Below are 13224 nucleotides of genomic sequence, written 5' to 3'. Positions count from 1 at the left end.
ATTATCGTTTCTTGTAAACAACACTCTTCAGCAACTGCGCATTAAAAATAGCAATCGATACTAGCAAAAGCAAATAAGCGAAAAGCTGGTTTATACCTATTTCCTCTTTAAAGTAGAAAAATGCCACGGTAAAAGCAACAATTGGATTGAGATAGATTAAAATACCTAAGGCGGATGAAGGCATACCCAATAGGGCATAAGAATTTAAAAAGAGTGGGATAATGGTAAAAACAACCGCAATTAAGAAAATATGCCCCCAGAAGAAAGTTTCAGTAGGTACGGGCGCAGCGTTAACAAAATACCATGGAAGCATCATTAAGCCCGATAGTATAAGCTGAATACCTAAGAAGTTAAATTTATCTACATCCTTAATTACCTTTAAAACAATAATGTAGAGGGCATAAAATGATGCGATGATGATGGCCCACATTACTTCATGTAATGAACCCGTTGCCAATATTAAGATGCTTAAAAAAGCGATCACTAATGCAATTACTTTAATTTTGGATAACTGTTCTTTTAAGATGATAAATCCGCAAAGCGCAGTTAACAAAGGACAAACCATATAAGCAAAGGCTGCTGCTTTTAAGCTTACATTGTTTACAGCATAAATATAAGTGAACCAGTTTCCGGTAATCAAAACGGATGACAATAGCGTTAGCAATGATAATTTGATCTTCTTTGCGGTGGTTAATGCCTTCAAGATAATCCAATCATGCTTCAGCGCTTCCTGCCTGAATAAAAGTATGGTCGCCCAAACTACAATAATGGAAACAAATATTCGATAGTATAGAATTTCATGCGGAGGGAATCCTTTTATATCGCGTAAAGGAACGGACATTGTTCCCCAGATGATGTAAGGAATAATGCCCGCTATAAAATACGTGCTTTTGCCTGCTGCCAAAATTATCCTACAATGGCAATAACAGAAATTTCTACGTTAACGTTTTTAGGAAGTACCGAAACCTGTACTGTTTCTCTGGCAGGAAAATCGGCTGTAAAGTACTGCCCATAAATTTCATTAACCTGTGCAAAGGTGCCCATATCACTCAAGAATATAGTAGATTTTACAACATTATCGAAACTTAAACCTGCTTCGAGTAAAACTGCTTTAAGGTTGCGCATTACCTGATGAGTTTCCTCTTCGATATTGCCAATGTTTAATTCTCCATTTTCAGGATTGATGGCAACCTGGCCTGATACGAATAAAAAATTACCAGCTTGTACAGCCTGGCTATATGGTCCAATTGGGGCTGGAGCATTTGTTGTTTTAATAATTTGTTTCATACAATTAATTTATTTGGCAAGCCATTGAATAAGCTTGTAGATGATGCCTGCAAGAAAAACTAAGATGGCCAGTGCATTAATAAAATGCATAATTTTTAAGTTGATATTATTTGGCCTGTTGGGATCTTTTTTTCTAAAGAAATACATAGTACAAACTTAGCTAAAAAGCTTAATACAGAAAATTTATGGGCATAAAAAAAGTCCCGATTTTCATCGGGACTTTTTTAAATCTTATATTGAAATACTAGTTTCTAGCAGTTTCAACACGACGGTTTTGGATACGACCTTCTTCAGTATCGTTAGAAGCGATTGGATTAGCTTCACCATTACCTTTAGTAGCAACTTGACTAGCGTTAACACCAGAGTTTACTAAGTAAGTTTTAACAGAGTTAGCTCTGTCTTTAGATAACTTCACGTTATATGCAGCAGTACCTTCGCTTGAAGCGTAACCGTTTACAGTTACTTTACCACCGTTTTCACGTAACACTGAAGATAATTTATCTAAAGTAGGGTAAGACTCAGTTTTTAAAACTGAAGAGTTGAAATCGAAACCGATTTTTTCGAAACCAGTTACATTTGAAGTTGAAGTTGAATCAGCAACCATTTTAGGAAGTGGACAACCTGAACCATCAACAGCAGTACCAGCAGGAGTTCCTGGGCATTTGTCAAATTGATCAGCAACACCGTCACCGTCAGTATCTTTTTTCAAATCTTCAACAGATTTCTCAACAGCAGAAACACGGTTTTTCAATGCTTCAACTTCTTGACGTAAAGTTGGATCTTTTAACTCATCGTACATAGTAGCTAATGGGTTAGTCCACTCTAAACTTGGTTTAGCAGAAGAACCTAAAGAGAATTCTAAACCAGCATAACCGTAAGAGAATTTATCTTTAGTTTGACCTTTTGCATAAACTCCGTCTAAGTTATCAGCATCAACAAAGTTCATAGTGTAACCTAAGTTAAAGTTAACACGCTCAGAAACTTTGAATTTAACACCAGCACCTACTGGAATGTAGAAACCTTTTACGTAATCTTTTGCATCATGTTTGTCATCAGCAGGACCAGTAGCTTTACCTTTCCAGTCGATAACAGAACCATTGTTTAAAGTGATTTTTGGAGCATAAGCCATATAACCAGCACCAGCAGTTAAGAAGAAACCTACTGAGTTCTCACGACGTAAGAAATCGATAGAACCTAAGTTAACAACACCACGTAAATCTACAGCATATTGTAATTCAGTTTCGAAATCTTTAACAGCTGGGTTAGAAATACCTTCGTTAGTACCAGAAAGTTTACCACGAGTTCCGTTTAATTCTAAACCGAAAGAGTGACCTAATTGTTTACGGATGTTTAAACCGTAACCTAAGTTAGCATCCCATTTGTTGAAGTCGTTAGAACCACCGATAGCTACAACTGGCATTAAAACACCACCATGTACACCGATAGACCAAGTTCTGTACTGACCTCTACCGCCAAATACCTTGACAGCAGAAGTTGTTGCAGGAGCATCCTGAGCGACAGCAAGAGAAGCTACTCCTGTTAATGCCACTAAAGAAAGCGCAACACTTTTCTTTAAAGTAGAATAATTCATAATCTTTTTTCTTTTTTAAGGGTTAAACAATTTAATTGATTAATTTTTTAGTAAAAGCAAAATTAAACAAAATTTTAAATTTTCAAACTTTTATACAAACTCCGTTCCAAACTTCACGGTAATTAATCATTTTATTACTTTTGGCCATTGCGCATATTAAAATACTATATTCATGAAATATCCAACCATTGATCAGTCATTATTTATTTTAAATAGGAAAAATTTTTCTAAACATCTAAAAAACAATTCATTAGCTATATTTAATTCAAGTGATGAGTTTCCTAGAAGTGGCGATCAAAGCTTTGTTTTTAAACAAAATCCTGATTTATTTTATTTATCAGGAATTGATCAGGAACAAACAATTTTATTATTATATCCCGATTGTCCTAATCCTTTGTACAGAGAAGTCCTGTTTTTAAGACAGACCAACGATTTCATTAAAGTTTGGGAAGGATATAAATATACAAAAGAGCAGGCAAAAGCCGCATCCGGCATTCAGGCTATATATTGGCTGGAAGATTTTGACAACATCTTACATAGTATAGTTAATTATGCCGAACATATTTATTTAAATACCAATGAAAACGACAGGTATGCGCACGAAGTTCCATATCGAGATGTTCGTTTCATTGAAAAAATGAAATCAAAATATCCTTTACATCATTATGAACGCTCGGCCCCGGTTATGCGCAGTTTACGTGCAGTTAAATCTGATGTAGAAATCGAACTCACAAAAAAAGCTTCTGCAATTACTCGCGATGCCTTTATAAGGGTATTGAAATTTACCAGGCCAGGTGTAAAAGAATATGAAATTGAGGCAGAAATTATTCATGAATTTATCCGTCAAGGTGGAACCGGACATGCCTACACACCCATTATTGCTTCAGGCCATAACGCCAACATTCTACATTATACGGATAATAACCAGGAATGTAAAGATGGTGACGTGATCCTATTTGATTTCGGCGCAGAATATGCCAATTATAATGCAGATATGAGCAGGTGTATCCCTGTTAACGGCAGGTTTACCCCAAGACAAAAAGAAGTTTACAATGCCGTTTTGAAAGTAATGAGAGCGTCGGTTAAATTAATAAAGGAAGGTACCATCTGGAATACTTACCATGAGGAAGTAGGAGAAATTATGTCTGAACAGCTAATTAACCTTGGGTTGATCACTTCCGAAGATGTAAAAAACCAAAACCCTGCTTACCCTGCCTATAAAAAATATTTTATGCATGGCAATTCTCACCATTTGGGTATCGATGTGCATGATTTCGCCGGAAGATATACCCCATTTGCCGCAGGTAATATTTTAACTGTTGAGCCAGGCATTTATATTCCGGCAGAAAGTTTGGGCATCCGTTTGGAAAACAATATTCTCATTACTTCAGATGGTAATGTAGATTTAATGGCTGATATTCCATTGGAAGCGGAGGAAATTGAAGATATTATGAACAGTTAATTTATTTACAGTATCCAGTTTACAATTTCCCGTTTGCAGTGCTTAGTTAACCGCTTTAAACAATTAAGCACTTAACCATTACGCATAAACTCATCCGCAAAGCGGTAAATATTAAAATTATCTTTTTTTAAGGCTGCTTGGATTTTTTCACGCAGCCTTTTTTTATCTATAATCCGCATCTTATCATGTTGAATGATTTTCCATGCTTTTTCTGCAAATAAAAATACACTTCTGCTATTATCCCTTAAATGAGGTTTGATTAACCAATTGCATAATTCAGCTATGCCTATATTTTTGTCAGCAACTGTTTTTAAGATAGGAATTGTTTTTGTACCTTGATGAACAATTTTTTTGAGGTTATTGGCAAAGGTATCTGCTCCTGCCCGATCTGCCTTATTAATTACAAAGCAATCTGCAATTTCCATTAAGCCTGATTTAATATTCTGAACCTCATCTCCGGATTCGGGCACCAATACAACAACAGTTTTATCTGCCAAACCAGCAATTTCCACTTCTGATTGGCCAACACCCACCGTTTCAATTAAAATAAGGTCAAAATTCGAAGCTTTTAAAACATCAACCATTTCAATTGTTTTTGCAGAAATACCACCTAAAGCACCACGGGTTGCCAATGATCTGATAAAAACATTTGGATTGTTAAACTGATTGGCCATCCGGATTCTATCGCCCAACAAGGAACCAAAATTAAAAGGCGAAGTAGGGTCGATAGCCAATATAGCAATGCGCTTGTTCGCTGCCGAAAAATGATTGGTTATGGCATTTACCAATGTGCTTTTGCCTGCTCCGGGTGGGCCGGTTATACCCAAAACTGGAATGTCAATTTTGCTATCCAGATCTCTTAAAATCGAATCCGACGGTTTAATATCATTTTCAATAAGCGTTAATACTCTTGCTAAAACCTTATAATTGCCAGCTTTTATCTCGTTTAAAATGGATAGATGCGTATTCATCAATAAAACTATCTTTGTACAAATTAACAAAATTATTAGCCACATCAGGCCATCAACAACAAATCTGGATGAAAGTTACTGGTTTTACCTTTTTAAGAAATGCAATTGTTAATGATTACCCTGCCAAAGAAGCAATACTTTCGGTACTGCCATTGTGCGATGATTTTATAGTTGCGCTAGGAAACTCAACTGATGAAACTTCAGAAATGGTAAAAAGCATTGATCAAAAAATAAGAACGATTAATACCATTTGGGATGAAAGTATACGGGAAGGCGGTCGCGTTTTTGCTGATGAAACAAATAAGGCACTGGCAGAAATTAGTGATGATACGGATTGGATGATCTATATTCAAGGCGACGAAGCCATACATGAAGATCATCTCCCCTTGATTAAAAAAGAGATGGAGGCAGAACTCAACAATAATAACGTTGAAGCCTTGCTTTTAAAATATAAACACTTTTATGCCTCTTATGATTACCTGGCAGAATCGAGGCGCTGGTATAGAAGAGAAGTTAGAATTATCAAAAACTTACCTGGCGTCCATTCTTATCGGGATGCACAAGGGTTTAGAATCAATGATCGAAAACTTAAGGTTAAATTAATAGATGCCTATATATATCACTATGGCTGGGTAAAACCACCAAAAGGATTACAGGGAAAAGTGCGCAACTTTAATCAATTTTACCAAACAGAAGAATGGATTGAAGAAAATTACCCGGTTCAAGATACCTATGATATGCACAACGCCGATCGTTTGGTTCATTTTAAAGGTAGCCATCCAAAAGTAATGCAGGCCAGAATTGAAGCAGCGAACTGGAAATTTGAAAAAGATTTGACCCAGGAAACCCCTAAAATGAATTTCCGAAGAAAAGTTTTACAAAAAATTGAAGATTTAACCGGATTGCGGTTGTTCGAATACCGGAATTATAAAATTGTGAAATAGGCCTCAACTTAAATCTACTTATATTTGCATAATTTTCAATTTGTAAAATAACACCTGATGAAAAAACCTGATGTTTTAGTAACTTTTGATTCGATGAAAGATGCCAATTGCGGTTATTTTTCGTTTGGAAAAGGATTGGGTGATGCATTAATCCAGGAAAACAAAGGAAGATTTAAATTAAAATTTTACGTTTTTAAACATACTCAATACCTTTTTAATGGCCTGGTTGATCTCATTTATCTATCCAGATTGGACAGATTATTTTTTAAGGAAAAAAATGATTTCGATGTTGTTCATCTTTCAGATCAGACCTGCAGATTAAGACCTGGCAAAGTAAATGCAAAAAAAATAATGACCGTTCATGATATGAACAAGGTACATTTAAAATTTAGCAAGCCACATAGAATTCAGGTATATTTAAAAAAACTGGGTAAGTTAATTGCACAATGTGACAGAATAGTATGTATTTCTCAATTTGTTGCCAACGATGTTTTACACTATTTTCCAGAAGCTGATGGTAAAGTAAGCGTAATTTACAACGGAGCCGATAAACTGATCTCAGCGGAAAAATATATTCCTAGCTTTGTGCCACCAAAACCTTTCTTATTTACTATCGGCTTGTTATCGGTTCAGAAAGGATTTCATCTGCTACCCGCTTTGTTAAAAGAGAATGATTTTCACCTTGTTATTTCAGGCAGGGAAACCCCACATAAACAGAGGATTTTAGAGGAGGCCGAAAAATATAATTGTTTAGACCGGGTTCATATTACCGGGCCAATCTCTGATGAAGACAAAGCGTGGTACTACAAAAACTGCGATGCATTCTTATTCCCTTCTGTTGCCGAAGGTTTCGGGCTTCCTGTTATCGAAGCCATGCATTTTGGGAAACCGGTGTTTCTTTCAAAATTCACTTCTTTGCCCGAAGTTGGTGGCGAGGTTGCTTATTACTTCGATAATTTCGAACCAGAACACATGCAGGATGTGTTTAAAAAAGGAATGAACGACTTTTTACAAAATAATCGCTACAATGAGGCGGTTATGCAAGCAGAAAAATTTTCATGGGAAAGAGCGGCCAGCCAATATTTAAATCTGTATCAGGAATGCCTGATTAACCAACCTTCAATCTCTTAAATTTACGAAAAGCTCAAAATTCAACTTATAGAAGTAAGATTTATATCATCTTATTGATATATATGAAAAACCGTACATTTGCCACAATCTTATTATATTTTTTTGTCGGCTAGGCACTTGCCTAAGTTCCGTTATATATACAATACATAATGAAAACTTATTTTCGTTTACTATCATTTGCCAAGCCTATAGAGAAGTTTGCAATACCTTATGTTATTACAACATTGCTTTCTATTTTATTTGGAACCTTCAATCTGGCTTTATTATCTCCATTATTTGAAACACTTTTAAATGCTAACAAGCAAACTTGTCAAACCCCTAGTTTAACCGATAAAGCTGCTTCCTCATTCAGTTTACTTGGCAAATTAAGGGATTTTGTTAACCATTCTATCAAAGTTAACACCATCGAGACTACGCTACTATATATTTGCATCATTATTGTTATCTCGGTATTGCTTTCGAACCTTTTTAGGTATTTCTCCCAACGTTATATGGAAGATTTAAGAGTGCATACATTGCTAAACTTTAGGAAACAGGTTTTTAATAATGTAATGAATCTTCATGTAGGTTATTTTAATAATGAGAGAAAAGGTGATATTATTTCTAAAGTTGCATCGGATGTGCAAGTAGTTCAATTTACCGTTACCAACACACTTCAGGTTGTTTTTAAAGAACCCGTGACACTAATTGTGTATGTTGTTCTCTTATTTAACATATCTACCAAGCTTACCTTATTTTCTTTATTAGTGATTCCAATTTCTGCATTTATTATCAGTAAAATTGTAAAAAGATTAAAGCAACAAGCAAAAGAATCGCACGAATCTTTTGCTAAAATGATCGGCTTTTTAGATGAGGCATTAAGTGGGATTAAAATCATAAAAGCTTTTAATTCCACAGAGCGAATTAAGAATAAATTTAACCAGGAAAATATATTTTATTCCAACTTAACGCGCAAAATGGTCAGACGGCAACAACTTGGCTCACCAGTTTCTGAATTTCTTGGCGTTCTAATGATTTCGATTATTGTTTGGTATGGTGGATCATTAATATTGCATAATGATAAAAATGCTTTAACAGCTTCAGATTTTATTGCTTACATCGCTATTTTTTCTCAGGTAATGCGGCCTGCGAAAGCATTAACAGACTCGTTTAGCGGAATCCACTCTGGAATTGCAGCAGGTGAACGCGTTTTAGACCTAATAGACACTAAACCATTGTTAGTAAATCAACCAAATGCTGAAATACTTAATGGCTTTAACAGCACAATCAGCTTTCAGGATGTATCATTTAATTATGGAGAAAAACAGATTTTGAACTCAATAACTTTCGACATTGAAAAAGGTCAAACAGTGGCGCTTGTTGGCCCATCGGGAGGTGGAAAAAGTACTTTAATGGATCTGATTCCGCGTTTCCATGATCCAAAATCAGGTGCAATAAAAATTGATGGCCACGATTACAGAACACTTACCGTAGAAAGCATCAGGGCACAAATGGGAACCGTTAATCAAGAATCCTTTTTATTTAACGATACAATTTTCAATAACATTGCATTTGCCAAGCCTGATGCGACCATAGAAGAGGTTGTTGCAGCCGCAAAAATTGCAAATGCGCACGATTTTATTGAAAATACAGAAAACGGTTATCAATCTTTTGTTGGGGATAGAGGAAATAAACTTTCGGGTGGGCAGAAACAGCGCGTATGTATTGCCAGGGCTGTATTGGCTAATCCGCCAATTATGTTACTGGATGAGGCAACTTCTGCTTTAGATACCGAATCGGAAAAATTAGTACAGGATGCGTTAAATAATCTGATGAAAAATCGCACTTCTATCGTAATTGCTCACCGTTTAAGTACCATACAACACGCTGATAAAATTGTTGTGATAGATAAAGGTAGTGTGGTAGAAACCGGTAGTCACAATGAATTAATGAATAAAAATGGTTTATACAGGCGTTTAATTGATATGCAGGCTTTTAACGACTAAATATTTAAATGAGGAGAGTACTATTTTTCATGCCTGATAATCCGCTTAAAAAAAATGCGGGCAACAGAACACGGGCATTGAGCATGTTAAGCTATTTTAAATCAAGAAATTTCGAAATAGATTTTGTTAGCGAGTATTTTACCGGACGTTGGAATGAGACAGATATTAAAGCATTCGAAGATTCAGGTTTTGCCAACAATACCTACGTGATTAAAAAGAAGCCTTCGAAAAAAAATATACTCTTTTATCTTCTATTCTATAAATTGCCAAACTTTTTCTATCAAAATAAGGCATGGTTTTTTCCACTTCAATTTCCTGAATTGGTGACCATGCGATTTAAAAGGGCATTCAAAAAAATTTTAAAAAGCAACAATTACGATTATATCTTTATTAATTATGCAAGTTGGGCAACACTGGTAGAAAACAACCAATTCACAAAAAATACTGTTAAGGTAATTGATACTCACGATTTTATAACTGCCCAACATCAAAGAAAAAATGATATAGGGCAATCTTTTAAAGAAGAAATTAGAAGAATTTCTTTATTCGATATTGTTTTAGCCATTTCTGTAGAAGAACAGTATATTTTTAGTCAATTTAGCAAAAATAAGGTTGTATTAGCCCCAATGATGCTTGATAAGCCCGAAAACGATAACCTTGTAAAAGAAAAACAATATGATTTGATCTATGTGGCAAGTGATAATATCCACAATCAAAAATCTGCTCATTGGTTTTTTAACGAGGTGTATCCACTTTTACCCGGCAATATCCAGATCTGCATAATCGGGCAAATTAATGAGCATTTATCTATAAAGGCACCCAATATTATTTCAATAAATTTCGCCGAAGATTTATCAATCTATTACCAAAATGCGAGAGTAGCACTATGTCCTATGTTAACAGGCACAGGAACTAAAATAAAAGTAGTAGAAGCATTATCTTTCGGCATACCGATAGTTTGCAATACCAGAGGTGTTGATGGGCTGATTAACAAAACCAATAACGGTTGCTTGGTGAGTGATGACCCGGTGGAATTTGGAAACAATATCATGAAACTCTTAACAAACGAAGCAGAATATAAAAAACAAGCAGAAAATGCATTGATGGCTTTTAGCATGAATTATGAAAAGGAAGAATGCTATAAAAAATTGGATACTATTTTTGATATGTTTTAGTGACTTAAAATAAATTGAAATCATTTAGCACATTTTTTCAAAATCTCAATTATGGGCAAAAAATTATCAATTATAACGATCAATTACAACAATAAGGCAGGATTACTAAAAACGATTCAAAGTGTTGTAAGCCAAACTTGGCAAGATTTTGAGTTTATTATAATTGATGGAAACAGTTTGGATGGAAGTAAAGATGTTATTAATACATATTCTTCATTTTTTAGCTATTCTGTATCTGAACCTGATAGTGGTATCTACAATGCGATGAATAAAGGCATTAAGATTTCAACAGGTGATTATCTGATGTTTTTAAACAGTGGGGATTCTTTAATTGATAATACAATTTTAGAGAAATTGAATGCTGAATTAAATGGGAAATATGATATTTACTACGGAGATATCCTACACATTGATGGAATCAAAAAAGAAATCCGCACGTTTCCTAAAAAGTTAAATTTTGCTTTTTTTTATGAACAAAACATTTCTCATCAGGCAAGTTTTATTAAATCAAAGCTTTTTAAGGATATTTTTTTATACAATGAGAACTTCAAAATTGCATCCGATTGGGAATTTTTCACTTATGCAATTTGTAAACGTGAGGCTTCGTATAAACATTTAGACTGTGTAATTGTAACTTATGATGGAACTGGAATATCTGCAAATTCAGAGAATCATCCAGAAATCAATAAAGAAAGAGAAGTTTCTTTGAATAAATATTTCCCTGAATTTGTAAAGGATTATGATTATTTGAAAGAGATAAAGTTTAAAAAGGCAGAACAACTTATGCATATTAAAAAGTATCCTATAGCCTACAAGATTTTAAAAAGTTTTATGAATCTTATTCTTTTATTTTTGCCAAAATTTCATCGAAACTAAAATGAATAGTTCTTGTGTAATTGTAATACCGGTTTATAAGTCTGAGCTTTCAATTTATGAAAAGATAGCTTTCACTCAATGTGGAAAGTTATTGTCTGACTATGATATTGTACTACTTAAACCAGATGATTTAGAAATATCGGATATCAAGATAGAATTTTCTTATCGGGAGATATCTCTGCCGAGTATTTATTTTAAGAGCGTGTTTAGTTACAATGACTTGATGCTTTCGGCACTTTTTTATGAGAAGTTTTTGGATTATAGCTACCTACTCATCTATCAGTTGGATGCTTTTGTGTTTAAAAATGAATTACAATATTGGTGCAGCTTAGGTTATGATTATATAGGTGCACCATGGTTGAGAGAAAAAGAATTTCCAACTTTATTTAAAAAGACTAAAGAGAGGCTTAGATCCTATTTGCACAGAAGATATAATTTACTTGATAAGCAAGGGCGACCAGATATTGAAAGACAATTATACAATCATGTCGGTAACGGTGGCCTTTCGTTGAGAAAAGTTAAATCTTTTTATGATATCTGCATTCAAGAAAAAGAACTTGTAGAGAATTACCTTGGCCGAAAAAGCAGCGATTATAATGAAGATATGTTTTGGACCATAGAAGTAAATCGAAAAAAGAAGAGAATAAAAATCCCTCATTACAAAAAAGCATTGAACTTTTCCATTGAAACAGCTCCGCAAATGGCAATGACTTTAATTAAAGGAAATATGCCTTTTGGTTGCCATGCATGGGATAAAAATATCAGTTTTTGGAAACCTTACTTCAAAGAAGCAGGTTATCTGATTTAACTCCGCCAGATTTCTTTATTTAACATTAAAAACAGACTTAAATTATTTTTTTTTAGTTTACTTCTCCAAAAAACTCTAAATATTGCTTCCTTTTTATATCCAGATATTTTCATCTGCTTTAGGAAGAACTTGAATGAATGTTTTTCGGCAAATAAAATTTCTTTTTTTGATAATCCTTCTACATCTATTGGTAAATCAGCAGCCCATTTTTCATGCAATTTTAATGTTTCCTCTATCCAGGTTTTAGAATAATTTCCTTCTGAGAAATGTTCTAATAACACTTGAAAAGTTACAACAGCACGATGTGTTTGTTGTACTTGAAGTGAAAAATCCAGATCATAGCAATGGAATTGTTTAAATGTTTCTTCATCAAAATTATGAGCTTCAACGATTTCTTTTTTGGTACAGAACCAAACTCCATCTACAACTACTACGTTTGAATATTTTTCATTTTTCAAGTTTTTTGAAATGTGCTCTGTTTTCTCTTCACTAAATTTATAACGTTGAAGAATATTAATATAATTGATTTTTTTTTCACCAGCACTACAAAACCATCCAGACGGAACTTTGGTTTTATAACTACTTCCTGCTATACCAATCAATCCTATTTTTTGATCTTCATTAAAAGTATCTGCAACTATATTGCCCCAATCTTTTGTTTTAATACTAATATCCTCGTGCATATAACAAAGTAGCTTATGTTTTGCCAGCTTTGCACCTTCATTATAAATTTCGCATAATCCACGCTTTCCATCAGCGTTATCAAAACTTATAATTTCGTGTTCTACTCCGATGGTTGCGGCAATGTTCTCCCTAAGGTCAGAAAGCTGATCTTTATTTACGGAAGCTATAATTATTGATATCATCTTGCTCAAAAATAAAATAAAAATCTTTAAGGACTTTGAAAATTATATAACCAGTACAATATAAAACATTCCCAATTCAACATCTTGTGTTCATTTAGCTTTTTCTCTACGTTAAATGAGTAATATTT

Annotated in this window: 13 protein-coding genes; 7 read left to right on the top strand and 6 right to left on the bottom strand. The window is 34.2% G+C overall.

The annotated features are described in order from the left end of the window. Position 1: 1 nt before the first annotated feature. The 4 genes from ACZZZW_RS03475 to ACZZZW_RS03460 form a co-directional block, all read right to left on the bottom strand. On the bottom strand, positions 2–904 hold the full coding sequence (locus tag ACZZZW_RS03475) for an EamA family transporter (protein ID WP_055909145.1): 903 nt from the start codon (positions 902–904) through the stop codon (positions 2–4). Between the two features lie 2 nt (positions 905–906). Continuing rightward, entirely contained in the window at positions 907–1287 is a 381-nt protein-coding gene (locus ACZZZW_RS03470; protein ID WP_055909148.1) for a RidA family protein, read from the bottom strand. Between the two features lie 9 nt (positions 1288–1296). Further along, positions 1297–1434, bottom strand: a complete 138-nt coding sequence (locus ACZZZW_RS03465; RefSeq protein WP_369800161.1) for a DUF6728 family protein — start codon at positions 1432–1434, stop codon at positions 1297–1299. A gap of 97 nt (positions 1435–1531) precedes the next feature. Then, positions 1532–2878: an OmpA family protein gene (locus tag ACZZZW_RS03460; protein WP_055909157.1), complete on the bottom strand. Its 1347-nt coding sequence runs from the start codon at positions 2876–2878 to the stop codon at positions 1532–1534. Positions 2879–3050: 172 nt separating this feature from the next. On the opposite strand from ACZZZW_RS03460, the gene ACZZZW_RS03455 reads away from it, so the two are divergent. Further along, the gene (locus tag ACZZZW_RS03455) at positions 3051–4340 is read left to right on the top strand and encodes an aminopeptidase P family protein (RefSeq protein WP_055909158.1); all 1290 of its coding nucleotides are present in this window, start codon (positions 3051–3053) and stop codon (positions 4338–4340) included. 71 nt (positions 4341–4411) lie between these two features. Here the strand turns inward: ACZZZW_RS03455 and meaB are convergent, their stop codons facing one another. After that, the gene (gene meaB, locus ACZZZW_RS03450; protein ID WP_055909160.1) at positions 4412–5311 is read right to left on the bottom strand and encodes a methylmalonyl Co-A mutase-associated GTPase MeaB; all 900 of its coding nucleotides are present in this window, start codon (positions 5309–5311) and stop codon (positions 4412–4414) included. 14 nt (positions 5312–5325) lie between these two features. Here meaB and ACZZZW_RS03445 point away from each other — a divergent pair, with 14 nt between their 5' ends. From ACZZZW_RS03445 to ACZZZW_RS03420, 6 genes are all read left to right on the top strand, one after another. Further along, entirely contained in the window at positions 5326–6255 is a 930-nt protein-coding gene (locus tag ACZZZW_RS03445) for a glycosyltransferase family 2 protein (RefSeq protein ID WP_463492272.1), read from the top strand. 57 nt (positions 6256–6312) lie between these two features. Next, on the top strand, positions 6313–7386 hold the full coding sequence (locus ACZZZW_RS03440) for a glycosyltransferase family 4 protein (protein WP_463492271.1): 1074 nt from the start codon (positions 6313–6315) through the stop codon (positions 7384–7386). Between the two features lie 149 nt (positions 7387–7535). Then, the gene (locus ACZZZW_RS03435) at positions 7536–9371 is read left to right on the top strand and encodes an ABC transporter ATP-binding protein (protein WP_463492270.1); all 1836 of its coding nucleotides are present in this window, start codon (positions 7536–7538) and stop codon (positions 9369–9371) included. A gap of 8 nt (positions 9372–9379) precedes the next feature. Then, positions 9380–10546, top strand: coding sequence for a glycosyltransferase (locus tag ACZZZW_RS03430; protein ID WP_463492269.1), 1167 nt, complete (start codon positions 9380–9382; stop codon positions 10544–10546). 51 nt (positions 10547–10597) lie between these two features. Next, complete coding sequence (locus tag ACZZZW_RS03425) at positions 10598–11422, top strand: glycosyltransferase family 2 protein (protein WP_463492268.1); 825 nt, start codon at positions 10598–10600, stop codon at positions 11420–11422. A 1-nt stretch (position 11423) separates the two neighbouring features. Next, entirely contained in the window at positions 11424–12230 is an 807-nt protein-coding gene (locus tag ACZZZW_RS03420) for a DUF5672 family protein (protein ID WP_463492267.1), read from the top strand. On the opposite strand, the gene ACZZZW_RS03415 is transcribed toward ACZZZW_RS03420, so the two are convergent. Further along, complete coding sequence (locus ACZZZW_RS03415; RefSeq protein ID WP_463492266.1) at positions 12227–13096, bottom strand: glycosyltransferase; 870 nt, start codon at positions 13094–13096, stop codon at positions 12227–12229. The two genes, ACZZZW_RS03420 and ACZZZW_RS03415, sit on opposite strands and share 4 nt — an antisense overlap. Positions 13097–13224 lie beyond the last annotated feature (128 nt).

It is taken from the genome of Pedobacter sp. AC379 (assembly GCF_979258145.1).
This window is presented reverse-complemented; position numbering and strand designations above follow the sequence as displayed.

Bases quoted from the DNA above. Each gene is read 5' to 3' on its own strand.
- ACZZZW_RS03470 (WP_055909148.1), bottom strand. From the start codon at position 1,287: ATGAAACAAATTATTAAAACAACAAATGCTCCAGCCCCAATTGGACCA.
- ACZZZW_RS03460 (WP_055909157.1), bottom strand. From the start codon at position 2,878: ATGAATTATTCTACTTTAAAGAAAAGTGTTGCGCTTTCTTTAGTGGCA.
- ACZZZW_RS03415 (WP_463492266.1), bottom strand. From the start codon at position 13,096: ATGATATCAATAATTATAGCTTCCGTAAATAAAGATCAGCTTTCTGAC.
- meaB (WP_055909160.1), bottom strand. From the start codon at position 5,311: ATGAATACGCATCTATCCATTTTAAACGAGATAAAAGCTGGCAATTAT.
- ACZZZW_RS03465 (WP_369800161.1), bottom strand. From the start codon at position 1,434: ATGTATTTCTTTAGAAAAAAAGATCCCAACAGGCCAAATAATATCAAC.
- ACZZZW_RS03425 (WP_463492268.1), top strand. From the start codon at position 10,598: ATGGGCAAAAAATTATCAATTATAACGATCAATTACAACAATAAGGCA.
- ACZZZW_RS03435 (WP_463492270.1), top strand. From the start codon at position 7,536: ATGAAAACTTATTTTCGTTTACTATCATTTGCCAAGCCTATAGAGAAG.
- ACZZZW_RS03440 (WP_463492271.1), top strand. From the start codon at position 6,313: ATGAAAAAACCTGATGTTTTAGTAACTTTTGATTCGATGAAAGATGCC.
- ACZZZW_RS03455 (WP_055909158.1), top strand. From the start codon at position 3,051: ATGAAATATCCAACCATTGATCAGTCATTATTTATTTTAAATAGGAAA.
- ACZZZW_RS03430 (WP_463492269.1), top strand. From the start codon at position 9,380: ATGAGGAGAGTACTATTTTTCATGCCTGATAATCCGCTTAAAAAAAAT.
- ACZZZW_RS03420 (WP_463492267.1), top strand. From the start codon at position 11,424: ATGAATAGTTCTTGTGTAATTGTAATACCGGTTTATAAGTCTGAGCTT.